This is a genomic window from Arthrobacter sp. P1_C12_2 (genome assembly GCF_056406415.1).
Window position 1 is genome coordinate 89,929 of the sequence record NZ_JBFUAF010000013.1, and the last position, 23,837, is coordinate 113,765.

The following is a 23,837-nucleotide window of genomic DNA, read 5'->3' on the forward strand; positions in this document are numbered from 1 at the left end:
CCTTTCAGAGAATGTGGGGCGGGGCGCGGAAGGAATCTTCCCGAGCAACTTTACCGCGCAGCTTTTTACCGGCCGTCCCGTCGGGCCGGCCTGGTGCGTGTTGGGCTGGTGTGCCTGACGTCACAGGGCGCGGTGGGAAGTAGAGGCCGGCCGTTGAAGTTGCAACTATGGACAGCAGGAGACGCTGGCCACCCAGGAGTGCGCCGGCACAGCGAAAGGGATGCGAATGACGATCGCCCATGAAGAAGCAGTAATCGACGCAGCAGCAGTGGACGCCATTTTTGCCGAAGCCCGCACGGCGAACGCCTTTACCGGCGACGTCACTGACGAGCAGGCCCGCGCGATCTACGAACTGACGAAGTTCGGCCCCACCGCCTTCAACTCCCAGCCGCTGCGCGTTACCTACGTGCGCTCCGACGAAGCCCGCGCCACGCTCGTGGATGCACTGGCCGCCGGCAACCGCGCCAAGACGGCATCAGCGCCGCTCGTCGCGGTCCTGAGCTACGACACCGCCTGGCAGGAACAGTGGGACGCATTCCTTCCCGGCTACAACGCCCCCAAAGCCATGTATGACGCCGCGCCGGATCTCGCCGCGGCCACCGGCAACAACAACGCGCACCTGCAGGCCGGCTACTTCATCCTTGCGGTCCGCACCCTGGGTCTCGCGGCCGGTCCCATGACCGGTGCCGACTTCGCCAAGATCGACGCCGCATTCTTCCCCGACGGGAGCCAGAAGAGCTTCCTGGTGGTCAACATCGGCCAGCCCGGGGCAGACGCATGGGGCGCGGCCAAGCCGAAATTCGCGTACGAGGACGTCGTCCGTACCGTCTAGCAGCTTCCGGCGTCGGTAACGGGCACCGTCCTCCGGCACTGTTTTTCCGCGGAGGTGCCTCCGGCACCATGGGGGACAGGCCGGAGGCACGCGGGATGCGATTCTGCGGTTCAGCGCACGGCCCACATCCAAGGCCACTTCCTATTTTAGTCCGCGCCGTCGCCGCCGGCACTGTGCGTTTGCAGCGCCCGACCGGCCCCAGGGGCGCCGCGGCGTGGCACACTTTTCCCATGCGGAACCTGATCGCGGTGGCCTTCGTGGAACCGGTAGCCGAGGGGCTCGAGTTTCCCCGGGATGACTGGCCGCTGCACCTCACCTTGGTCAAGTTCGACGTCGCCGAATCCCGCCAGGAACCCCGTGCGGAACCCGGGCCGGGCACGCCGCCGGCCGCGGGCGATCCGCTCGCCGAACAAATCGCCGCCCTCATGGCGGGCCCGGTGACCGCCGCCCTGGGCTCCCGGATCAGCGTGGACGGCGAAGCCGGGTTCGGGCGCGCAGGGTCCATCCCGGTCAACCTGATTGAACCCAGCGGACAGCTGCAGGTCCTCCACAACGAGCTGGTCCGGATTGTGGAGCAGTTGCCCGGCAGGATCTCCACGCCTGCCTTCACCCTGGAAGGGTACCGGCCGCATGTCTCGCACCACGGCGACAAACGGCTTCAGCGGGGCGACACCTTCGCGCTTGACCGGATAGCGCTCGTGGACATGGCCCCCGACGGCGGGCACGCCACGCGCCGGATCCTGAAGTTGTGGACCGACGCCCCGGCGTAGGCGCCAGAACGGCCCCTTCGGAGGGCTGGGTCGTCATATCCGGGACTGCGGCGGTGGATTTTGCGGACCGGTGCCATACTGGGGTCAACTTCGATGACGAAGGATGCATTGCGGGCAATTAACGAGCGGACCGGGGGGCCACTACATGATGCTGGAGACGGCGACATTGCGTGTTGCTTTAGCGTTGGTAGACCTCACGCTGCTCATGCTCTTCTACTTCATTACCTTCCGGCGGACCCGGTCGCCTTACAGCGGCTGGTGGTGCATGGCCCTGTTGCTGTTCCTGGTCGGCAACGCCGCGTACCTGCTGGGCGGGACAGTGCACCAGGTCTGGGCCAACCCGGCCGGCAACGTCCTGCTGGTCGCCGCCGCCGCCAGCATTTGTGCCGGTGCCCGCTCGCTGCGGGCCACAGCACTCCGGCCCTGGCAACTCGCGGTGGCCCCTGGTGCCACCGCCGTCGCTTCGATCCTCGACCACCCGGCTACCAACATCTGGGCGGGAGGGCCGGTGTACTTGGCGTTCATGGCCCTGCTCATCGGGTTGAGTTCGCGGGAGGTGTTCCTGATTGAGCGCGACTATTCGCGCGTGCACCGTCCCCTCGCCGTGGGCGCCGGCATCCTGGCCGTCTTCTACGCGGGCCGCCTCATCGCCTTTCTGATAGACGGGCCAGAGGGGCAGGTCTTCACGTCGGTCTTCGGCTCGGCGTCCATGACCGTATTCTCGATCGTCACGCTCGTGGTTGCGTCCTTCACGATGGCCGAGCTGAGCTACGAACAACAGACCCGGGACCTGCGTTCGCGCGCCACTGTGGACGGACTCACGGGCCTGCTGAACCGCTCTGCGTTCCTGGACCTCGCGGAAAACGAACTGCGCCGCTTGCGCCGGACCGGCACGACGGCGTCGCTCATCCTGGCGGACCTGGACCACTTCAAGGCAATCAACGACCAGTTTGGCCACTCGGCCGGGGACTCCGCACTGCAGGCGTTTGCCAGGGCCTGCGCCGGCACCGTCCGCTCCACCGACCTCGTGGGCCGCTACGGCGGCGAGGAATTCATCCTCCTGCTGCCGGGCGTCACGCCGGACCGGGCGCAGGAAATCGCTGCCGGCATCAGCGTCCGGCTTCATCAATCCGGGTCCGCGGTCATTCCCCGGCTGCCCACCGTGAGCTACGGCATCGCGTCCACCGGTTCCGGACCGGACGGCCTCGACGCCGCAGTGATCTTGGCCGACGCGGCCCTCTACCAGGCAAAGACGCTTGGCAGGGACCGCGCCGAGTTGGCCACCGGCGGCGGAACTACGAAATAACCCCGTCCACCAGGGCCTTCGCTTCGGCCTGGACCTGCTTGAGGTGCTCGGCACCCTTGAAGGACTCGGCGTAGATCTTGTAGACGTCTTCCGTGCCGGAGGGCCGGGCCGCGAACCAGGCGTTTTCGGTGACTACCTTGAGGCCGCCAATCGCGGCGCCGTTGCCCGGCGCCTCGGTCAGTTTGGCCGTGATCGTTTCGCCGGCCAGTTCGGTCGCGGTGACGTCCGACGGCGAGAGCTTGCCCAGCGCCGCCTTCTGCTCCCGGGTGGCCGCCGCGTCGATCCGGGCGTAGACGGGGTCGCCGAACTGGTCGGTGAGGCCCTTGTACAGCTGCGAGGGTGACTTGCCCGTTACCGCCGTGATCTCCGAGGCCAGCAGGGCCAGCAGGATGCCGTCCTTGTCGGTGGTCCAGACGCTCCCGTCCATCTTGTTAAAGGAGGCGCCGGCGGATTCCTCGCCGCCGAAAGCGCCCTCTCCGGACAGCAGCCCGGGGACGAACCACTTGAAGCCCACGGGCACTTCGACAAGTTTGCGGCCCAGGCTCTCGGCCACGCGGTCGATGATCGAGGAGGAAACCAGGGTCTTGCCGATCACGGACTGCGGGTTCCAGCCGGTCCGGTGCCGGTAAAGGTAATCGATGGCGACGGCGAGGTAGTGGTTCGGGTTCATCAGCCCGCCGTCCGGAGTGACGATCCCGTGGCGGTCGGCGTCTGCGTCGTTGCCGGTGGCGACGTCGAACTTGGCGCCGTCGGACATGCGGTTGATCAGGGAAGCCATCGCCGAGGGCGAGGAGCAATCCATCCGGATCTTCTCGTCCCAGTCCAGCGTCATGAAGGCCCACTGGGGGTCGACCGTGGGGTTGACCACGGTGAGGTCCAGGTGGTGGCGCTCACCGATCTCGCCCCAGTAGTCCACCGACGCTCCGCCCATCGGGTCGGCGCCGATCCGCACGCCCGCCTCGCGGATCGCATTGAGATCCAGTACCGAGGGGAGATCGTCGACGTAGCTGCTGAGGAAGTCGAACTTGCCGGTGGTCCCGGCGGCGAGGGCCTCGGCCACCGTGATCCGCTTGACGCCGCGCAGGCCGTTTTCCAGCAGCTCGTTGGCGCGGTTGGCGATCCAGCCGGTGGCGTCGGTGTCAGCGGGGCCGCCGTGCGGGGGGTTGTACTTGAATCCGCCGTCGCCCGGAGGGTTGTGGCTCGGGGTCACCACGATGCCGTCGGCCTGCGGCGCGCCCGGGGCGGCATTCCGGTTGTGCGTAAGGATGGCGTGGCTCAGGGCAGGTGTGGGCGTGTAGCCGTGGCGGGCGTCGATGAGGACGTGCACGCCGTTGGCCGCCAGCACCTCAAGGGCGGAGTTTTGTGCGGGCTCGCTCAGGCCATGGGTGTCCTTGGCCATGTAGAGGGGGCCGGTGATGCCCTGGCCCGCCCGGTATTCCACGATCGCCTGCGTGATGGCGAGGATGTGGGGTTCGTTGAAGGACGCCTTCAGGCTCGATCCCCGGTGCCCGGAGGTGCCGAAGGCTACCCGCTGGCCCGGGTCCGAGAGGTCCGGCGAAACGTCGTAGTACGCATCCAAAAGCGCAGTGAGGTCAACAAGGTCTTGGGGTTGGGCAACTGTGCCCGCGCGGCTAGCCATGGCACCAGCATGCCAGACGAGGGCGGGGTGCAACACGGTTTCGCGCCAAACCCGTTCCTGTGACGAAAGAAAACCCGCCGATCGGCCCGGTCCCAAGCCAACCGTGCGGCGGTACTCTGGATCCAGAGACTTCTTGAGGGGACAAGCCATGACTGAACAGCCAAAACAAGGCAAAGACGAGACACCGGAGGGCTACCAGCCGACGCTGCGCCTCCCGGACCACCAGCCCGACGTTCCGCCGGAGCAGGCACCCCCCGCCAGCCAGGACCAGGGGCCGTCGGCGACGCAGCAGTTCGCGCAACCCGAATCCCCGCAGCCGCCTTACTCGGGCCGGCAGCCCGACACGGGCCGGCAGCCCGACACGGGCCAGCAGCCCGCCGTCGGCCAGCAGCCCTACGCCGGCCAGGCGGCACCTGACCACGGCCAGTACTCAAGCCCGTACCCTCCGGTCTACGGGCAGCCGGCCGCGCCGTATGGCCAACCGTCGCCGTACGCTCAGCCGGGCAGCCCCAATGCCTACGGCCAGCCCTCGTACTACGGCGCGCCGCCGGCGCCCAAGAGCCTGAGCATCGCCAGCATGTGCTGCGGCATCGCCGCGCTGGTGGGCTTCGGATTCTTCCTGCTCCCGCAGCTGGCCGCCGTGATCCTGGGGCACATGGCCCTGCGGCGCGAACCGGCCGGCCGGGGCATGGCAATCGCCGGCCTCGTAATGGGATACGTCGGCATCGCCGTCACGATCCTGGTGCTGGTCATTTTCGGGCTGGTCATCGGCACCGCGCGCAACAGCGGATACGGCGTCTAGGCCTGCCCGGCGGCTGGGGCCTGCGCCGGCTCAGCGTGTCAGCGCCGACACCAGCGGGTCGGCATTGGCCTCCAGCCAAGCACGCCGGCGGTTGATTTGGCCGCCCACGCCGTCCCGCCACATCCGCGCCCAGCCGCCGCCCAGGGCCGCGGCGTTGTGCCGCATCCGTTCGTAGCTGAGCGCCGCGGCGTCGATCCCGGCGCCGGGCACCCGGCGTCGTTCATCCTCGCTCCAGCCGTAGGCGTCGGCGAAGACGCGCAGCCGGTGGAACGGGTCCTGGTCTTCCCATCCCGGCCACGCGTCGGCGGGGTCGCGGAGCGGCACCCAGTGCATGGCGGTGTTCAGCGAATCATGGTGTGCCGTGGCGGGCCCGGCGAGGTCGAAATCCACCAGCCCCGCGGCCAGGCCGTCCCGGACCACCACGTTCTGCGGTGTCACGTCCAGATGGCAGATGAGCCCGACGGCAGCGTCAGTGGGGTTCGGCCGGACCGGCCGGGGCGGGAACGCGTGGGCCTGCGGCAAGAAGCCGGCTGATGCGGTGTGCAGGCGCCTCACCAGGCGGGCCACGGAGGCCAACAGGTCCTCGGACTTTGCCCAGACTTCCGGCGGCGCCCCGGCGCACCGTCCCGGCACGAAGGTCAGGACGTCCCGGCCCTGCGGGTCGCGGCCAAGGAACCGGGGGGAGCCCTCAAAGCCGGCGTCGTCCAGCCAGTCGAGGTACTCGGCGACGGCGAGGGATTGCGGCTGGTGCGGGCGGCGGATGGTTCCGCCAACCCGCACCACGCCGTCGGTGACATCGCCTGGCGGCATGAGTTCGACGTCGGACGCCTCGCCGGGGGCGGGGGTGTAGACGCGCGAAGCAACCGGAACGCGATGTGCGGGGCTCATCGGGTCAGCGTACGCCGCCCATGAGCTTCTTGATCGCCGGTGAGGCGACCGCCAGGCCCACAGCCAGCAGCATGGCGGTTCCGCCGATGCCGATGAAGTAGGGCAGCTCGTCCTGCGGGTTGTACAGACCGGACAGGATGCCGGCCAGGGTAGTGCCCAAGGAGACGGAGAGGAAGAACAGCGCCACCATCTGGGTGTGGAAGGCCTTGGGCGCCAGCTTGGTGGTCACGGACAGGCCGATGGGGGACAGGAACAGCTCTGCGAGAGTGAACAGAAGCAGGATTCCAACCAGAGCCAGCAGAGGGGTCTTGCCGCCGCCGGCCAGCGGGATGAAGGCCAGGAAAGCAAGGCCCATCACAAAGAGGCCGATCGAGAACTTCAGGGCCGAACCGGGCTGCTTTCGGCCGAGCCGGGTCCACAGGGCGGCCATGATGCCGGCAAAGATGATGATGAACACCGGGTTGATGGACTGGACCCAGGCGGCCGGCATTTCCCAGCCGAAGAGATTCCGGTCCAGTTTCTCCTCCGAGTACACGGCAATGAACGTGAACTGCTGCTGGAACAGCGCCCAGAATGCGGCCGAGGCGATGTACAGCGGGATAAACGCCGCCACCCGTCCGCGCTCGGTGGGGGTGATCTTCTTGCTCTTGAAGATCAGGGCGAAGTACAGCACAGACGCGCCAATGGCCGCGTAGGCCATGGACATGGCCAGGTTCTCGGGGTTCACGGTGCCGGTCGCGAGCAGCACGGCGATGATCACGGCAATGCCGGCGAAGATCAGGCCGTATCGGGTGCGCTGGGCGGCGGGGAGGGGGTTCGGTACCCGGTGTGCTTCTTGGGGCAGCTTCTTGCGGCCCAGTGTGTAGATGACCAGGCCGATGGCCATGCCGACGGCGGCGGCGCCGAAGCCCCAGTGGAAGCCCTGGCTTTCCTGCAGCCAGCCGGTGACCAGCGGGCCGATCAGCGCACCGGCGTTGATGCCCATGTAGAAGATGGAGAACCCGGCGTCGCGGCGTTCGTCCTTCTCGCCGTACAGGCTGCCGACGAGGGCGGTGGCGTTGGCCTTGAGGCCGCCGGAGCCGACGCCCACCAGCACCAGTCCGGCGATCAGGCCGGGTACGCCGGGCACGAGTGCCAGCCCGATGTGGCCGGCCATGATCAGGACGGCCGCGCCGAACAGCACGCGCTCCGACCCGAAGAGCCGGTCCGCGAGCCAGGCGCCGAGGATGGTGGAGAGGTAGACGCCGCCACCGTAGGCGCCGACGAGGCCGGCCGCCATGGCCTGTGGAATCTCAAGGCCACCCTGGGCGGCCGTGAAGTACATGTAGTAGAGGAGGATCCCCTGCATTCCGTAGAAGGAGAAGCGCTCCCACATCTCTACGGAGAAAAGGCTGGCCAGCATCTTTGGGTGGCCAAAAAACGAGGTGTCGCCCGGCGTCTTAGTGGGCGGACTGAACGAGGGATCGCCCGGCGTTGTAGCGGGGGGATGGGATAAATGAGTTGTGCTCATTTACTTAATGGTGACATTGTGACGCGCGATTGTCACATTCGAGCAGGCCCGAGGCAAGCAACCCGGACCGTGTTTCGCCTCTCTTTCGGCTGATTTTCAGGGGCGTGCCGGGCTGGGCGGCCGTGTCCTAGGCGGGCTCGCCGGCGTCGAACATGATGACCTGGCGGATGGCGTGGCCGTCTGCCAGCTGGTCCATGGCCTGGTTGATGTCGGCCAGGGCGATGCGGTCCGAGATCAGCTCCTCGACGGGCAGTTTCCCGTCCCGCCACAGCTGGGCGTATTTCGGGATATCCCGCGAGGGGACGGCGGAACCAAGGTAGCTGCCCACGATTGTCCTGGCTTCGGCGGTGACGGTCAATGGCGCCAGCTGGGCGCGGGCATCAGGGGAGGGCAGTCCGGCCGTGACGGTGGTGCCGCCGGGGGAGGTGGCGGCGAACGCGGTTTCGAACGCGCGCGGATTTCCCGCACATTCGATCACGAACCTGGCTTTGACCCCGGCGTCGAGGACCTGCTGCGGGGTGTACGTTTCGTGGGCGCCGAGGCGGCGGGCGTGATCGAGCTTCTGCTCCAGCGTGTCCACGGCGACAATCCGCGAGATTCCCTGCGAGATGGCGGTGATGAGCGCCGCCATGCCCACCCCTCCCAGACCGACGATCATGATGCTGTCCTGCGGGCGGGGCCGGGCCGCGTTGAGCACAGCGCCGCCGCCGGTCAGCACGGCGCAGCCCAGCACTGCCGCGATGTCCGCGGGGATGTCGTCGTCCACCGGCACGGCGGAAGCGCGGTCCACGACGGCGTGGGTGGCGAAGCCTGAGACGCCCAGGTGGTGGTGGACCGGGTCGCCGTCGCGGCTTAGGAGCCTGGATCCGTGCAGCAGGGTCCCGTCGTTGTTGCTCTTGGAGCCTGCCGTGCAGGGCAGCCGGCCGTCCTCGGCGCAGTTCGCGCAGTTCTCGCAGCGGGGCAGGAAGGACATGACCACGCGCTGGCCGGGCTGCAGGTCCGTGACGCCGGAACCGACCGTCACGATGCGGCCTGCGGCTTCGTGGCCCAGCAGCATGGGTACCGGCCGGACCCGGTTGCCGTCGACGACGCTCAGGTCCGAGTGGCAGATCCCGGCGGCCTCCATCCGGACGAGGATCTCGGTGGGCCCGGGAGCCGCCAGTTCCAGCTCGGAGATGGTGATGGGCCTGGATTCCGCGAAGGGGCGCGGGCGGCCGATTTCCTCAAGTACTGCACCGGTGATCTTCATCGATCCTCTTTCGCGGCCTGGTCGGGTTTGAGTGAACGATAGCCGCCGCCCGCCGCCAGCGTCCATTTTGGGCTTCCCGACGCGTTGCGGGATAGCGGGTGGCTGGTTTCCTGGGCCCCGCCGGGGGACATGCCCATTCTTGGCGCCCGCGGATGGACATAGGGGCATCATGTTCACTCGTAGCGGCAAGGGGAGGGCATGTCCCGCGATGAGCACTGGACATGTCCCGCACATGGCCTGAGGAATGGATGTGTCCCCAATGGTGGAGATTGGACATGTCCCGTGCTCGAGGTGAGTTACGGGCATGTCCCGTGCCCGGCGTGAGTTACGGACATGTCCCGCCCGGGGCCGCCGGCGCATCCCGCGGCGGTCCTTGGCTAGAAACCCAGTTGGGCGGCCACCTGCAGCAGCAGCCCCTCGGAGCCCATCGGCCCGATCAGCTGGATGCCCATCGGCAGGCCCGAACCCGGGGCGCCGCCGGTCCAGTGCACCGGGATGTTGATGGCCGGCAGCCCGCAGACGTTGACCATGGATGACCATGGCGCGTATTCGCACTGTTTGCGGTAGTCGCCGTCGGCGTCGCCCGCCCATTCCGCGGCCGGCCAATAGCCCCCGCCGTGGGTCGCGCCCGTGAACCAGCCCACCGGGCGGGGTGTCTGCGCCAGGGACGGCGTCACCATGAGATCCCAATGGGCGTACTGCGTGATCGTGTCCCGCTGAAACTGCCGGAGGAACCCGACGGATTCGTTGACTTTGGCCGCGCTGCGCTGCTGTGCGCGCCGGCGGAACGTCCTGGTGAGCGGGGTCAGGAGCGCCTCGCGCTGGGGTGAGATTCGTGCGCTGCCGACGCCGGCGGTCCAGGCCGTGGTGAAGGCGTCCGCGTAGCGGTTGTCATAGCGAATCGCGGCTTCCGAGGTCTCGTGGCCCGCCGCCTCCAGCCGAGAGACGCCGTCGGCCAGCGCGTCGAGCGCCTCATGGTCCGGGGTGAAAGGGAAAATCGATTGCCAGGGGCTGTCAAGGCTTATGCCGATCCGCAGCCGGCGGGGCTCCCTGGCGGTCAGTTCGAGGTAGCTGGCGTCCGCCCTGCCGGCCGCGACCGGCCCGTCCGCACCCGGCACCAGGGCGTCGAGCAGCAGCGCGGCGTCGGCGGCAGAGCGGGCGAGCGGTCCGGCAACCACGAGCCGGGCGGGGTCGCCGGAGCTTTCCCCGGCCGGCAGGAGTCCGCGTCCGGGCTTCAGCCCGACCAGCCCGCACGCCGCGGCCGGGATCCGCACGGAGCCACCGCCGTCGGACCCGGGGGCGAACGGCAACAGGCCCGCGGCAACGGCGGCAGCGCTGCCGCCCGAGGAGCCGCCCGAACTGCGGCTGAGCGCATGCGGATTGCGCGACGGCGGAGCGATCCGGTTCTCGCTGTAGGCGGTCAGGCCGAACTCTGGGACTTGTGTCTTGCCCAATGAGACGACGCCCGCAGTCTTGAGCGCTACCGGAATCGCGCCGTCGGCCAGCGCCGGCTTGCGCTCCAGGGCGGCGCTTCCATGCGTGGTGACGACCCCTGCCACATCCGTCAGGTCCTTGAAGGCGACCGGCATTCCATGCAGCGGGGGCAAAGCGCCGCCGTTTCGGCTCCGGAGGGCGTGGAGCCGGTCCGCTGCCGCGGCGTCCTCCCGCGCCTGTTCCGCAGTGACGGTGATGAAGGCCCCGAGGTGCGGATTCTGGGCTTCGATGCGTTCCAGGAAGTGGTCTGTGGCCGCTCTGGCGGACAGCTCGCCGGAGCGGAGCGCATCGCGGAGTTCGACGGCGGAGAGTTCGTGGATCTCAGTCAAGGAGGCGGGACTCCGGCCGTTGTTTGGGCCGCGCGGCTCGCATCCCGGGGGGACATGCCCATTCTTCGGAGCTGCCGAAGGACACAATGGCATCATGCCCAGCGCTCGCAGCCAGGGGAGGGCATGTCCCGTGGCGGGGGCCGCGGACAGGCCGATCCGCGGGGTGTTCGGCAGCCATGAGGTCTCCTTTGCGGTCCCCAGAAGCGTAACGTGCCGCCCGCGGGGGTGCGCTGCCAGCGGCGGGGGATACGCTGGGATCGGAGCTTGAATTCTGCGGAAAGGGTGAACATGAGCGACTTCCAGACCGTAAGCGTGTCTGGCATCCCCGGTGGTGCCAAGATCGTGGACGTCCGTGAGGACTACGAGTGGGTTGCGGGCCACGCCGAGGGTGCCCTGCACATTCCCATGGACCAGCTGCCGGCCCGGATTGAGGAGCTGGACCCGGACGAGGACGTCTATGTCATTTGCCGCACCGGCGGCCGTTCCTACCGGGCCACGCAGTGGCTGGTCGGAATGGGATATTCCGCGGTGAATGTGGCCGGCGGCATGGACCAGTGGGTCGAGACCGGCATGCCGCTCGTGTCCGACAACGGCCTCAAACCGGTCGTCCTGTAGCTGAAGAAGGAAGAACTGATGCCCGCACCAACGCTCACCTACACATTCCTCGGACCCGAGGGCACCTTCACCGAGGCGGCCCTGATGCAGGTCCCGGACGCGGCGGAGGCCATCCGTATCCCGTCCTCGAATGTGAACACGGCGCTGGACAAAGTGCGGGACGGCTCCGCCGATGCGGCCATGGTGCCGATCGAAAATTCGGTCGAGGGCGGGGTCACGGCCACCCTCGACGCCATCGCCACCGGCCAGGAGCTCAGGATCCTGCGGGAGGCCCTGGTGCCCATCAGCTTCGTCCTGGTGGCCAGGCCCGGCGTGGCCCTCGGGGACATCCGGCGCGTCTCCACCCACGGTCATGCCTGGGCCCAGTGCAGGCTTTGGGTGGACGCCAATATTCCCAATGCGGAATACATCCCCGGTTCTTCCACCGCCGCTGCCGCCATGGGCTTGCTGGACGGCGACAGCGCCCACTATGACGCCGCGATATGCGCCCCGATCGTGGCCACCGAGCAGCCCGGCCTGAAGGTGCTTGCGGAAAACATTGGTGACAACCCCGGCGCGGTCACCCGGTTCGTGCTTGTGGGCCGCCCGGGCGAACTGCCGGCCCCCACCGGTGCGGACAAGACGACCGTGGTGGTGCCGCTGCCCGAAGACCGGCCGGGTGCGTTGATGGAGATCCTGGACCAGTTCGCCACCCGCGGCGTGAACCTGAGCCGGATCGAATCCCGGCCCACCGGACAGTACCTGGGCCACTATTTCTTCAGCATCGACGCCGACGGCCACATCGCAGACGCCCGGGTGGCCGACGCGCTCGCAGGTCTTCACCGGATCAGCCCGGCCACCCGCTTCCTCGGGTCCTACCAGCGCGCAGACGGCCACCGGACCAGGGTTGCGCCGCATACCTCCGACCAGGCATTCCGCGCCGCGCATGCGTGGGTGAAAGACATACTGGGCGGCGCATCTGCTGAGCCGGAATATACCCCGGGGGCTTCGCCCAGAGCGTAGGCAAATGCCATATGGCGCACTTCCACCCCCTCCCAACTGTGCGTATGCTTGCCTGATCCATATTGGGGAAGTCCCCTACGGGAGGGAGCGGGTCATGTCAGGCACCAGCACAGAAAATGACGGCCAGGGAATGATTGTCAATCCCAAGCCGACAGCTGAGAACCAGGACTGGGACGGCGACGACGCCGACCGCGCGGACCGCCTGCGCTTCGAAGAGGAGCAGGCAATGATCCGCGAGCAGTCCGAAGCCCGGGCCGCCAAGGCTGCAGCAGAAGCGAAGAAGGCGGCAGAGGCGAAGAAGGCCGCCAGCGCCTAGAAGCCCGCTCCGGCCACCGCGGGCCTAGCCGCCTTCGGTACGGTCCTTGACCCGGACCAGCAGGGATCCCGGGGCCACCTCGACGGTGACCTTCGTGGCCTCGCCGGAAGGATCGCCGTCGACCTGGGTGGGCAAAGGTTCCGGGCACCGGATCGTGATCTTGCCGCAGCGGTAATACGTCATGACCGGCAGGTCCTTCTTGTGCTTCAGGACGATCTTTGTGTACATGGCCAGCCAGCCGATTGCGCTGCGCGGGCTCATCACCACCACATCCAGCATCCCGTCATCGATCATGGCCTGCGGGATGAAGTCGATTCCCCCGGGGATCAGGCCGCAGTTCGCGAACAAGACGCTGCGGATCTTCCGGGCCTGCTCCGGCTGGTCATCCAGCGCTATGGAGACCTTCTTGCGGCGCCCCAGGAGGTGCCGGGCCCCGGCTTCCGTATAGGCCAGCCAGCCCACTGCCCTCTTCAGGCCGTCAAGGGTGTCGCTGACCACTTCGGCGTCCATGCCGATGCCCGCGATCACGAGGAACGTGTGTTGCGCGGACTCCCCGGTGCGTGAATTTTCCAGGGTGAGCCGCGCCGTATCGATGAACCGCTGGTGCCCGAACAGGGCCGCCTGCACGTTGCCGGGGAGGTCGTTGACCTCCAGATGCACGTTGCGGGCCAGGAGGTTTGCGGTGCCCAGCGGGATCACGCCCATGGCGGTGTCCGTCCCGGCGAGGACCTCGGCCACCACGCGCACGGTACCGTCGCCGCCGCCGGCCAGGACGACGTCGGCCCCGTAGGCCACCGCCGCCCTCGCCTGCGAAAAGCCGGGGTCCTCCGCGGTGGTTTCAAAGAAGCGGGGCGCCGACCAGCCCGCCGCCGCGCACGCGGCTTCAATCAGGGTCCTGGCTTCGGCAGACCGGGCCTTGATGGGGTTCAGGACCACGGCAACATTCTGGCGGCCCGGGCCCGGGCTGTGGGTTTCCTCCCACACGGCACGGCGCGTGTGCTTGGCCTTTAGCCGACGCACCCCCCACCAACTGGAGGCGGCAAAGACCAGGACCCCAGCGATGACGAGGTAGAGCAGCCAGTCGCGCATTGTGATCCAACAGTATCCCGCTTGCGCCCCCGGTCGGCGTGCCCGGCAACGGTGGCCGGATTGGTTACTCTTGTCTGGTGATCGACGTAAAAGACCTCAGCGAATATCCGGACAAGTTCCGTGCCAGCCAGCGCGCCCGCGGCGCCGACGAATCCGTGGTGGACGCGATCATCGCTGCGGACTCCGCCAGGCGCGCGGCGCTGATCCGGTTCGAAAACCTCCGGGCCGAACAGAACGCCTACGGCAAGAAGGTCGCCCAGGCCAAGGGCGAGGAAAAGCAGGCCCTCCTTGCCGAGGTGAAGACTTTGGCTGCCTCCGTCAAGAGCGCGTCGGCCGAGGCGGATCTCGCCCAGACGGCCCAGGAGGAACTGCTCCGCGCCATCCCCAACCTGATCGAGGACGGCGTCCCGGCCGGCGGCGAGGATGACTACATTGTGGTCAAGACGGTGGGCACGCCGCGTGAATTCCCCGACTTCGAGCCGAAGGACCACCTGGAGATCGGCGAGCTGATCGGTGCCATCGACATGGAACGCGGGGCCAAGGTGTCCGGTTCACGCTTCTACTTCCTGCGCGGCGTCGGCGCCCGGCTGGAAATGGCGCTGCTCCAGATGGCCATGGAACAGGCGATCGACGCCGGGTTCGTCCCCATGATCACGCCCACCCTGGTCCGCCCGGAAACCATGCAGGGCACCGGCTTTGACGTAAAGCACGACGCCGAGATCTACCGTCTCGCCGAAGACGACCTGTACCTTGTGGGCACCTCGGAAGTAGCCCTCGCCGGCTACCACGCCGACGAGATCCTGGACCTTTCGGCCGGCCCCATCCGTTACGCGGGCCAGAGCTCCTGCTACCGCCGCGAGGCGGGCTCGCACGGCAAGGACACCCGCGGCATCATCCGGGTCCACCAGTTCAACAAGGTGGAGATGTTCATCTACACCACGGTTGAGGACGCGGCCGCCGAACACGCCCGCCTGCTGGCGTGGGAAGAGGAGATGCTGGCCAAGTGCGAGCTCCCGTACCGCGTCATTGACACCGCCGCCGGGGATCTGGGCAATTCCGCCGCCCGGAAGTTCGACTGTGAGGCCTGGGTCCCCACCCAGGGCGCATACCGGGAGCTGACCTCGACCTCGAACTGCACCACGTTCCAGGCGCGCCGGCTGAACATCCGGGAACGGGTTGTGAACGAGGACGGTGCGCCCAAGGGCACGCGGGCCGTCGCCACGCTCAACGGCACCCTGGCCACTACCCGCTGGATCGTCGCCATCCTGGAGCACCACCAGAACCCCGACGGCTCCGTTAACGTCCCCGCCGCCCTGCAGAAGTACCTCGGCGGGATGACGGTCTTCCCCGTCCTCTAACCCGGTCCCTAACCCCCGCCAGGCCTCCGATGGCCGCCGGGTAAACATTCACACTGGGAACAGGCTGTGGGTGTTTACCGCAAGTTCACGCCCGGCTGTGGCGTGTGTCCTAGCGGCTGTCGGGGGTGTCTGCTCTACTTGTGAGATGACAACCATGACTGAATCCTCAGTCGCCGGCAACGATGACCGGCGCACAACACACCAGAACACGGCAAGCGCCCGGAACGGCGCCGGCGACAAGATGCTGATCGCCCTGGACGTCGATGGCACCCTCGTGGACCACGACGGGCACATGTCGGTTCCTGTCCGCGAGGCGGCCCAGGCCGTGGTGGCCGCGGGCCACCACGTCATGATCGCCACCGGCCGCTCCCTCAACGCCACGCTGCCCATCATCGAGCACATCGGGATCGAGAACGGTTACGCCGTGTGCTCCAACGGCGGCGTGATCCTGCGCATCGACTCCGGCCTGCCCGATGGCTACGAAATCGTCCACAAGGCAACGTTTGACCCGGGGCCGGTCCTTCGCGCCCTCCGCAAGCGGCTGCCCTCGGCGAAGTACGCGCTCGAGGACGAGGAGGGCAACTTCCTGTCCACCGAACGCTTCCAGGACGCCAGCTTCGGCGTCGAAGCGGTCGGCGTCGACTTCCAGACCATGCTGGAGGCAACCGCCGTGCGCGTGGTGGTATTCAGCTCGGAGAACACGCCGGAAGAATTCAACACCGCGATCCGCCACATCGGGCTCGCCGGCGTTACGTATTCGGTGGGCTGGACGGCGTGGCTGGACATTGCCGCCGCCGGCGTCACCAAAGCCAGCGCCCTGGAGCAGCTCCGCGACCGGCTCGGCATTGAAGCCCACCGCACTGTCGCCGTCGGCGACGGCCGCAACGACATCGAGATGCTGACCTGGGCGCGCCGGGGCGTAGCCATGGGCCAGGCCCCCGTTGAAGTGATCGCGGCCGCAGATGAAGTGACGAAATCGGTCTACGACGACGGCGCCGCGCACGTGCTTCACAGCCTCCTCTAGGCGCCGGGACGGACGGGCGGTTCCCGAGAGGGGCCCGGCCGGTCAGCGGACGTCAAGGATGAGGCCCAGGAGCCGTGCCGCAGCGGGCCGGGCCGCGTGCTCTTCGTTCCACTGGGACCGGGCTACGGCTTTGCTCACGGCTTGGGTGGTGATCCCGAGTTCCTTGGCTACTGCCTTCTGCTGACCCCGCACCCCCGGAGTGAGCAGGTCCAGCACCCGCCATTCCGCGAGGCTCCGGTCGTGCACAATGTGGCCCAGGAGGCGCAGGACGGCCTCGGCCTCCGCCGCAATATCGGCCAGCGGGCCCTCCACGGCCACGCGAACGCGGTCCTTGCCGTTACGAAGACGATCCACGGCGCGCCGGGCATAGATCAGCCCGTGCCCGGATGCGTCCTTGATCTGGTTCGGCAGGGGTTCATTGACCGGGCCCACTCCAATGCCCACATACCAGCTGCCGCTGCGCAGGGCGATCATGGCCGCTTCCACCGCCTGGTGCGGACAGTCCAGGATCCCTTGGACCTCGTCCTCCACGGAACGGTCGAAATCGAGGCGCGCCGGAATGTGCCGCAGGTCCTTGAGGAGCTGCGGCACGCGGTCGCCGTCGCGCCGGCTGTCGGTTTGATTGATGGTCAGCGTGAACATTCTGGATGACACACTACCTGCTGGCACTTGCGGGGCAAGTTGCCGGCGGGCGCCAGTGGGCCCGGGTTGTATCCTGTCCGCCGGACGTGTTGCGATGGACCAGATGTGCCGAGGCAGGACCTAGGATGCGAGGACCCCAGTGAGCAGTGATGTGACGCCCAGTGACATGACGCGCGGTGACGTGGCGAGCAGTGACCTGAATGGAACCACCCGCACGGAGATGCCGGCCGAGACCCCGGTCCTGGCCGGTCCGATCCTGGACAAGACAGACTTGGACCTGGTGGACCGCTGGTGGCGGGCGGCGAACTATGTCTCGGTGGGGCAAATCTACCTCCGGTCCAACCCGCTGCTGCGCGAACCCCTCAGCCCGGAACACACAAAGTCCCGGCTCCTTGGCCACTGGGGGACCACACCCGGACTGAATTTTGTCTACGCCCACCTGAACCGGACCATCCGCCGGGACAGCCAGCAGATGCTGTTCATCGCGGGTCCCGGCCATGGTGGCCCTGCCGTCGTGGCCAACGCGTGGCTGGAAGGCACCTATTCGGAGATTTACGGCCACGTTGGCGAGGACGAAGCCGGCCTGTCCGAGCTGTTCCGGCAGTTCTCCTACCCGGGAGGCATTCCAAGCCACGCCGCCCCGGAGACCCCCGGTTCGATCAGCGAAGGCGGCGAGCTCGGCTATTCACTCGCACACGCGTACGGGTCCGTCTTCGACAACCCCGAGCTGATCACTGCCGTCGTCATCGGTGACGGCGAGGCCGAGACCGGGCCGCTGGCTGCCAGCTGGCATTCGCACAACTTCCTTGACCCGGCAGCCGACGGCGCGGTGCTGCCCATCCTGCACCTGAACGGCTACAAGATCGCCAACCCAACGATTTTGGCCCGCATGCCCGAGGCCCAACTGGAACAGCTGCTGCGGGGCTACGGGCACGTCCCCCATTTCGTCACGGTGGCCGATCCGGCGGACACGGCAGCGGCGCACCGGGACTTCGCGGCCGCACTGGACACCTGCCTGGCACAGATCCGGAGCATCCAGCAGCACCACCGCAGCGGCCGGACGCGGCAGGACGGCGCTCCGCAGGACAGCGCTCCGCAGTGGCCGATGATCGTGCTGCGCTCGCCCAAGGGCTGGACCGGGCCCAAGACGGTGGACGGGGAGCAGGTGGAGGGAACCTGGCGCAGCCACCAGGTTCCGCTGGGCGAGGTCCGCACCAACCCTGAGCACCTGGGCCAGCTGCAGCAGTGGCTCGAGTCCTACCGGCCCGAGGAACTCTTCGACGACCGCGGACGCCTCATGGAAGACACGGCCGGGAACGCCCCCACCGGTGCGCTGCGGATGAGCGCAACCCCTCATGCCAACGGCGGGCTCCTGCTGCGCCCGCTCAACCTGCCGGACTACCGCCGGCACGCCGTCGACGTCGCCGAACCTGGCGCCGAACGGATCAGCCCGATGGTGACGCTCGGCCCCTGGCTGCGGGACGTCATAGCCCTGAACCCGGAGACCTTCCGGCTCTTCGGCCCCGACGAGACGGCATCGAACCGGCTGCAGGACGTCTACCAGGTCACCGACAAGGTCTGGCAGTACAGGATTGATGCGCTCGATGAGCATATTGCCCGCGCCGGACGCGTGATGGAGGTCCTCAGCGAACACCTTTGCCAGGGCTGGCTGGAGGGGTATCTGCTGACGGGCCGGCACGGGGTGTTCAACTGCTATGAGGCGTTCATCCACATCATTGATTCGATGTTCAACCAGCACGCCAAATGGCTCAAGGTCCACCGGCAGCTGCCGTGGCGCCAGCCGGTGGCCTCATTGAACTACCTCCTGTCCTCCCATGTGTGGCAGCAGGACCACAACGGCTTTTCGCACCAGGACCCCGGCTTCATCGACCACGCCGTCAACAAGAAGGCCGAAATCATCCGGGTCTACCTGCCCCCGGACGCCAACACGCTGCTGGCCGTGATGGAGCACTGCCTGGACTCCCGCGACTACGTCAACATCGTGGTCAGCGGCAAGCACCCCTCGCCAACCTGGCTCGGGCCGGACGCGGCCTCGCACCACTGCCGCCGCGGCCTGGGCATCTGGGAGTTCGCCGGCTCCGAAGTCAGCGGTGAGGAACCCGACGTCGTCCTGGCCTGCGCCGGTGACGTCCCCACGGTCGAAACCGTCGCCGCGGCCGAGCTCCTGAAGCAGGGGGCACCCGGCCTGAAAGTGCGGGTGGTCAACGTCGTGGACCTCATGCGGCTCCAGGACGCCAGCGAGCACCCGCACGGGCTGACGGCCCGGGACTTCGACGGCATCTTCACCGCGGACAAACCGGTGATCTTCGCCTACCACGGCTACCCCGCGCTGATCCACCGGCTCACGTACCGGCGCACCAACCGCGAGGGCCTGCACGTGCGCGGCTACAAGGAGGAAGGCACCACCACGACCCCGTTCGACATGGCCATGCTGAACGGGATCGACCGCTTCCAGCTGGCAATTGATGCGATCGACCGGGTCCCCGGGCTGTCCGAGAAGCACTCGCTGCTGCGCCAGTCCCTACAGGACAGCCGCATGCGCGCCCGGGACCACACCCGGGAGCACGGCGAGGACCCGGCGGAGATCAGCAGCTGGTCGCTGCGGATCGAGTAGCCCCCGTCCGGGCTAGGCCGGGAGCTCTTGCAGCCCGCCCCTGGGGAGGTGGATCCAGCCTTCGGTCAGGGCGGCCGCGGCGAGCCCGTGGCCGGGGCGCAGCGTCCCGCCGACGGCGGTTGCCCGCGCGGTCAGGGAGGCGATGAGGGCGTCGAACATGTCATCGGACGCCGCAAGGTCGGCCCGGTACTCCGCCAGGTCCAGCCATGGCGCCTTCACTCTCAGATCCGCCACGGCCGAGGACAGCTTTTCCGCCTCCGGCGCCCCGCGCCCCTTGTAGCCGCGGGCATGGATCCCCCAGAGTTTCAGCGAAGCCGCCGGGTACACCTCTGCAAGCCGGCCGCTGCCGTCCCTGGCCTGAGGCCCGTACTCCCGGGCGATCTTTGCCTGGATGACAGCGCAACGCATGGCCGGGTGGGCCAGCCGGTCCGCAGAGACGCTGAGCGGAATCAGGCCGGTGTGACCGGTGACGAATCTGTCTGTGTCCCGGTAGGCCAGCAGCCGGCGGCCTTCGATCCCGTCATGGTCCAGCACCGGAAGCGGGTCGAAGTTCAGGTGCCCGGCGATGAAGGGAAGGAACGCGTCCGGCCAGCCCAAGGGGGAGTCGATCCCCGTCATGTCGCTGGTGCCGAAAAGGCGGAGGATCTCCTCGTCGCCCACGTCCAAAGACAGATGCGCCAGGCGTGCCGCGCCGTCGTCCCATTCGACGACGGCGGCAGCCGTCTTCTTCGCGGCGGCAGCAAGGTCGACGCCGAGAGTCCTCATTGCCGGGCCCCTGCCAAGTGGATGGACGCCAATCGAAAAAACGCGGGGTCACTTGCCGCCCGTTCCGGAGCCCCGGATGGGCGGTAAGTGACCCCGCGTTGGAGTGCAGGAACGGTCAGTGGCCGGCTGCCGGAACGTAACGCTTGATGGAAGCGGCGAGTTCGGCTTCGGCGGCGGCGCGGTCGCCCCAGCCCTCGGCCTTGACCCACTTGCCCGGCTCCAGGTCCTTGTAGCGGGTAAAGAAGTGCTCGATTTCCTTGATCAGGAACTCGCTGACATCGCTGATCTCTTTGATGTGGTCGAACCGGGCATCGGTCGGGACGCACAGGACCTTGGCGTCGCCGCCGCCGTCGTCGGTCATGTTGAACACGCCGATCGGGCGGGCCTCGACGATCACGCCGGGGTAGAGGTCGAAGTCCTGCAGGAGCACCAGCGCGTCCAGCGGATCTCCATCCTCGCCCAGGGTGTTCTCGAAGAAGCCGTAGTGGGTGGGGTACTGCATCGACGTGAACAGGACGCGGTCCAGGCGGACGCGGCCGGTCTCGTGGTCGACTTCGTACTTGACGCGCGATCCCTTGGGGATCTCGATGGTCACGTCATGCTTCATGGAATGCTCCTTGACGAATTCATGGGGTGCGCGGCACGTGCATAAGGGCTGTCGGTGCCGCCGACTACTATTGAGGATATAGCGAGAGGCGCTGGTTTCAGGAACTAGTGAGGACAATTCAGGACTAAAGGACCAGCAGCAGCATGAAACCGAGAACCAGCCGTGAGGGCACCCAGTCGGCGCCCGGCAGGCTTCGCGGGATCCCCGCACTGCTGCTCCAGACCCTCCTCGTGGTGGCAGTGGCACTGCCGGCCGCCATCGCCATCGCCCCGGCATTCCTCGGCCCGGACCGGCCCTCCGACGCCTCGCAGACAGCGCCGCCCTGGCAGCAGATTCCCGCCACACTGAGCCTCCCAGGCAGCAGTCCGGGTGGAATCGGGCCCCTCAGCGCTGCCGCGCCCGTTCCGGTCGGCGCCGTCCTCGCCGCGCAACTCAACAAGACCCTTAAGCCCGACGGCGCCGGCACCTTCAGCGGCATCGTCCAGGATGCCACCACGGGGCAGGTGCTCTTTGACCGGGCGGCCGACGAGGCCCGCGTTCCGGCGTCGAACATGAAACTCCTCACAGCCGGCGCGGCCCTGCGCGTCCTCGGCCCAGACCACCGCTTCAGCACCCGGGTGCTCGCGGGGCCGACCCCCGGCTCGGTGATCCTGAGCGGCGGGGGCGACGTCCTCCTGGGTGCCGGGGAATCGGCCCCCGGGGCCGTTCTGGGCCGCGCCGGGCTCGCCACGCTCGCCAAGGCCACGGTCGATGCCCTCAAGGCCGGCGGCGTGACCGGCGCGGTGAGCGTCCGGCTGAATGACTCCCTCTTCAGCGGCCCCTCGCTCAGCCAGGCGTGGAGCCCCGAGGACGTCGCCGCCGGGGAGATGGCCCCGCTGTACCCGCTGGCACTGAACTCCGCCAGGTTCGATCCCGCCAAGACCACCGGACCCCGCCCGCAGGACGCCGCCATGACCGCCGCCGAGGCGTTCGCCGCCCGGCTCACGGCGGCCGCGGCGGCCGAGGGGCTGTCCGTGGCCCCCGGCGTCGCCCGGGTCCAGCCCGGCGACGCGCCGGAGAGCGGGCACGCCGAAGTCCTGGCCGAGGTCCAGTCCGCCACGGTGGGGCAGCAGGTGGACTTCATGCTGCAGACCTCGGACAACTACCTCGCCGAGGTGATGGGACGGATGACCGCCATCGGCGCCGGCCGGCCCGGCAGCAGCGACGATGCCATCGCCGCCGTGCTGGCGCAGGTCCAGGACATGGGCATTCCCACTGACTCCCTCCGGGCCGCGGACGTCTCCGGCCTGGCTCTGGCCAACCGGGTCTCGGCCCGGCAGCTCACGGACGTGGTCCGGGCCATGACTTCGGGGACAGACCCCCGGCTGCGCGCCGCCCTCACCGGGTTCCCGGTCGCCGGGCTCACCGGCACCCTGGGGGACCGCTACACGGATGCGGCCTCGGCCGCGGGCGCCGGACTGGTCCGCGCCAAGACGGGCACGCTGAACACGGTCATTGCGCTCAGCGGCTACGTCGTCGACGCCGACGGCCGGCTCCTGGTCTTTTCCTTCGTCGGCAACGGGCTGACCCCCGGCGCTGCGAACAAGGCCGCACTGGACCGCTCCGCCGCCGTCCTCGCCGGCTGCGGCTGCCGCTGACGTAGGCGGGCGGCCGGGAACCCCGGGGGCCGGGCCCCGAGGCCCGGCCGGTTCGCCGGTCAGCGAAAATTAAGGCGGATTGTCGGGCCCCTGTGATCTGATGGACCCCATGGAGTCTTCTGCAAGCCAGACATCAAGCGAGACAACACCAAAGACGCCGAGCGGGGCATCGGTCCAGGCCCAAGATCTCATCAACTGGGAACTCGCCGCGTCCACGGCAGCCCGGCTGACGCCCGCCGGCCCCGTCCTGGGCGCCGCCGAGATCGGCGCCGCCGTCGAAAACCTGCGGCTCATGGCGGACATTTCCGTGCCGCACGTCCACCACATCACCGGCCTGGACGCGGCCCGGGACCTGCGTGACTCCGAGGTCCTCGTGGTGGACAGGGCCTCGTGGGCCAAAGCCAACACGCAGAGCTTCGCCGTCATGCTCAAGCCCGCCATGGAAAAGCTGCTGGATGGCCGCGGATCCCTCAGCCCCGGAGCTGCCGGCGTCAGCGCCGCCATCACCGGCAGCCAGCTCGGCGCCATCCTGGCCTTCCTGTCCAGCAAAGTCCTGGGCCAGTACGATCCCTTCTCCGCGCTGGCCGAAAATTCCACCGCCCCCGCGTCCGGGCGGCTGCTCCTCGTGGCGCCGAACATCATCTCCGTGGAACGGGAACTGAAGGTCGAACCCGCAGACTTCCGGCTCTGGGTCTGCCTCCACGAACAGACCCACCGGGTGCAGTTCGCCGCCGCCCCGTGGCTGCGGCACCACATGCTGCAGGAGATCGAAAACCTCAGCGGGCTGTTGCTGGGCAATGTCGATTCCCTGATGGAACGGGCCTCGGCGGCCGCGAAATCGCTGAAGGACCGCGCGGCGCCCGGCGCCGCGCCCGGACGCGGCGCCATCCTGGACCTGCTCCAGAACCCGGAGGAAAAGGCGGCCCTGTCCCGCCTGACTGCCCTCATGAGTCTGCTTGAGGGCCACGCCAATGTGGTTATGGACGCCGTGGACGCCAGCATCGTCCCCTCGGTCAAGACCATCCGGCAGCGCTTCAATGACCGCGGCCAGGACCGCGGCATGATCGAGAAATTCATCCGCAACCTGCTCGGCCTCGACGCCAAGATGCGCCAGTACAGTGACGGCGCCAAATTTGTCCGCGAAGTAGTGGCCGCCGCCGGCATGGCAGGCTTCAACAAAGTCTGGGAGTCCGCGGACCACCTCCCCAGCGAACCCGAAATCCACGACTCCAAGCTCTGGCTCGACCGGATGGGCCTCTAGCCGCCATGACTGCCCCCGACGGCACCGGTTCGACCTCAGTTTCCAGCGGACGACGCCGGCCCGGCCG

General features: G+C 68.1%; 21 protein-coding genes. 12 read left to right on the top strand and 9 right to left on the bottom strand.

The window, feature by feature from the left end:
* Positions 1 to 226 precede the first annotated feature (226 nt).
* From AC1DZQ_RS14795 to AC1DZQ_RS14805, 3 genes are all read left to right on the top strand, one after another.
* Positions 227 to 832 carry a malonic semialdehyde reductase gene (locus AC1DZQ_RS14795; RefSeq protein ID WP_476964244.1) on the top strand — a complete coding sequence of 202 codons (606 nt, stop codon included), beginning with the start codon at positions 227 to 229 and terminating at the stop codon, positions 830 to 832.
* A 230-nt stretch (positions 833 to 1,062) separates the two neighbouring features.
* Positions 1,063 to 1,602 carry a 2'-5' RNA ligase family protein gene (locus AC1DZQ_RS14800; protein ID WP_476964245.1) on the top strand — a complete coding sequence of 180 codons (540 nt, stop codon included), beginning with the start codon at positions 1,063 to 1,065 and terminating at the stop codon, positions 1,600 to 1,602.
* Between the two features lie 145 nt (positions 1,603 to 1,747).
* Complete coding sequence (locus AC1DZQ_RS14805; RefSeq protein ID WP_476964246.1) at positions 1,748 to 2,908, top strand: GGDEF domain-containing protein; 1,161 nt, start codon at positions 1,748 to 1,750, stop codon at positions 2,906 to 2,908.
* Here AC1DZQ_RS14805 and pgm read toward each other — a convergent pair.
* Complete coding sequence (pgm, locus tag AC1DZQ_RS14810) at positions 2,898 to 4,547, bottom strand: phosphoglucomutase (alpha-D-glucose-1,6-bisphosphate-dependent) (RefSeq protein WP_476964247.1); 1,650 nt, start codon at positions 4,545 to 4,547, stop codon at positions 2,898 to 2,900. The genes AC1DZQ_RS14805 and pgm overlap by 11 nt on opposite strands.
* A gap of 148 nt (positions 4,548 to 4,695) precedes the next feature.
* Here pgm and AC1DZQ_RS14815 point away from each other — a divergent pair, with 148 nt between their 5' ends.
* Positions 4,696 to 5,349, top strand: coding sequence for a DUF4190 domain-containing protein (locus tag AC1DZQ_RS14815; RefSeq protein ID WP_476964248.1), 654 nt, complete (start codon positions 4,696 to 4,698; stop codon positions 5,347 to 5,349).
* Between the two features lie 30 nt (positions 5,350 to 5,379).
* On the opposite strand, the gene AC1DZQ_RS14820 is transcribed toward AC1DZQ_RS14815, so the two are convergent.
* The 4 genes from AC1DZQ_RS14820 to AC1DZQ_RS14835 form a co-directional block, all read right to left on the bottom strand.
* On the bottom strand, positions 5,380 to 6,237 hold the full coding sequence (locus tag AC1DZQ_RS14820; RefSeq protein ID WP_476964249.1) for a phosphotransferase: 858 nt from the start codon (positions 6,235 to 6,237) through the stop codon (positions 5,380 to 5,382).
* Positions 6,238 to 6,241: 4 nt separating this feature from the next.
* Positions 6,242 to 7,747, bottom strand: a complete 1,506-nt coding sequence (locus AC1DZQ_RS14825; RefSeq protein ID WP_476964250.1) for a peptide MFS transporter — start codon at positions 7,745 to 7,747, stop codon at positions 6,242 to 6,244.
* A gap of 127 nt (positions 7,748 to 7,874) precedes the next feature.
* Positions 7,875 to 8,996 carry an alcohol dehydrogenase catalytic domain-containing protein gene (locus tag AC1DZQ_RS14830; protein WP_476964251.1) on the bottom strand — a complete coding sequence of 374 codons (1,122 nt, stop codon included), beginning with the start codon at positions 8,994 to 8,996 and terminating at the stop codon, positions 7,875 to 7,877.
* 377 nt (positions 8,997 to 9,373) lie between these two features.
* Positions 9,374 to 10,819, bottom strand: coding sequence for an amidase (locus AC1DZQ_RS14835; RefSeq protein ID WP_476964252.1), 1,446 nt, complete (start codon positions 10,817 to 10,819; stop codon positions 9,374 to 9,376).
* Between the two features lie 288 nt (positions 10,820 to 11,107).
* Between AC1DZQ_RS14835 and AC1DZQ_RS14840 the strand changes: the two genes are divergently transcribed.
* The 3 genes from AC1DZQ_RS14840 to AC1DZQ_RS14850 all read left to right on the top strand — a co-directional run bounded on the left by AC1DZQ_RS14840 (position 11,108) and on the right by AC1DZQ_RS14850 (position 12,752).
* Positions 11,108 to 11,434 (top strand): rhodanese-like domain-containing protein, encoded by a 327-nt coding sequence (locus tag AC1DZQ_RS14840; protein WP_476964253.1) that lies wholly within the window; start codon positions 11,108 to 11,110, stop codon positions 11,432 to 11,434.
* Between the two features lie 18 nt (positions 11,435 to 11,452).
* Positions 11,453 to 12,436, top strand: a complete 984-nt coding sequence (gene pheA, locus AC1DZQ_RS14845) for a prephenate dehydratase (RefSeq protein ID WP_476964254.1) — start codon at positions 11,453 to 11,455, stop codon at positions 12,434 to 12,436.
* A 94-nt stretch (positions 12,437 to 12,530) separates the two neighbouring features.
* On the top strand, positions 12,531 to 12,752 hold the full coding sequence (locus AC1DZQ_RS14850) for a hypothetical protein (RefSeq protein WP_018774949.1): 222 nt from the start codon (positions 12,531 to 12,533) through the stop codon (positions 12,750 to 12,752).
* A 24-nt stretch (positions 12,753 to 12,776) separates the two neighbouring features.
* Here AC1DZQ_RS14850 and AC1DZQ_RS14855 read toward each other — a convergent pair whose 3' ends face one another.
* Positions 12,777 to 13,841 carry a diacylglycerol/lipid kinase family protein gene (locus AC1DZQ_RS14855; RefSeq protein ID WP_476964255.1) on the bottom strand — a complete coding sequence of 355 codons (1,065 nt, stop codon included), beginning with the start codon at positions 13,839 to 13,841 and terminating at the stop codon, positions 12,777 to 12,779.
* Between the two features lie 77 nt (positions 13,842 to 13,918).
* Here AC1DZQ_RS14855 and serS point away from each other — a divergent pair, with 77 nt between their 5' ends.
* Complete coding sequence (gene serS / locus AC1DZQ_RS14860) at positions 13,919 to 15,199, top strand: serine--tRNA ligase (RefSeq protein WP_476964256.1); 1,281 nt, start codon at positions 13,919 to 13,921, stop codon at positions 15,197 to 15,199.
* Positions 15,200 to 15,344: 145 nt separating this feature from the next.
* Complete coding sequence (locus tag AC1DZQ_RS14865) at positions 15,345 to 16,223, top strand: HAD family hydrolase (RefSeq protein WP_476964257.1); 879 nt, start codon at positions 15,345 to 15,347, stop codon at positions 16,221 to 16,223.
* A 42-nt stretch (positions 16,224 to 16,265) separates the two neighbouring features.
* Here AC1DZQ_RS14865 and AC1DZQ_RS14870 read toward each other — a convergent pair whose 3' ends face one another.
* A complete protein-coding gene (locus AC1DZQ_RS14870) occupies positions 16,266 to 16,865 on the bottom strand; it encodes a hypothetical protein (RefSeq protein ID WP_476964258.1) in 600 nt (199 codons plus the stop codon).
* A 220-nt stretch (positions 16,866 to 17,085) separates the two neighbouring features.
* On the opposite strand from AC1DZQ_RS14870, the gene AC1DZQ_RS14875 reads away from it, so the two are divergent.
* Positions 17,086 to 19,500: a phosphoketolase family protein gene (locus AC1DZQ_RS14875; protein ID WP_476964283.1), complete on the top strand. Its 2,415-nt coding sequence runs from the start codon at positions 17,086 to 17,088 to the stop codon at positions 19,498 to 19,500.
* A gap of 12 nt (positions 19,501 to 19,512) precedes the next feature.
* Here AC1DZQ_RS14875 and AC1DZQ_RS14880 read toward each other — a convergent pair whose 3' ends face one another.
* A complete protein-coding gene (locus tag AC1DZQ_RS14880) occupies positions 19,513 to 20,265 on the bottom strand; it encodes a DUF429 domain-containing protein (RefSeq protein ID WP_476964259.1) in 753 nt (250 codons plus the stop codon).
* Positions 20,266 to 20,380: 115 nt separating this feature from the next.
* Positions 20,381 to 20,872: an inorganic diphosphatase gene (locus AC1DZQ_RS14885; protein WP_476964260.1), complete on the bottom strand. Its 492-nt coding sequence runs from the start codon at positions 20,870 to 20,872 to the stop codon at positions 20,381 to 20,383.
* Positions 20,873 to 21,015: 143 nt separating this feature from the next.
* Between AC1DZQ_RS14885 and dacB the strand changes: the two genes are divergently transcribed.
* Both dacB and AC1DZQ_RS14895 read left to right on the top strand, forming a co-directional pair.
* Positions 21,016 to 22,509, top strand: coding sequence for a D-alanyl-D-alanine carboxypeptidase/D-alanyl-D-alanine endopeptidase (dacB, locus tag AC1DZQ_RS14890; RefSeq protein ID WP_476964261.1), 1,494 nt, complete (start codon positions 21,016 to 21,018; stop codon positions 22,507 to 22,509).
* 109 nt (positions 22,510 to 22,618) lie between these two features.
* Complete coding sequence (locus AC1DZQ_RS14895; RefSeq protein ID WP_476964262.1) at positions 22,619 to 23,770, top strand: zinc-dependent metalloprotease; 1,152 nt, start codon at positions 22,619 to 22,621, stop codon at positions 23,768 to 23,770.
* Positions 23,771 to 23,837 lie beyond the last annotated feature (67 nt).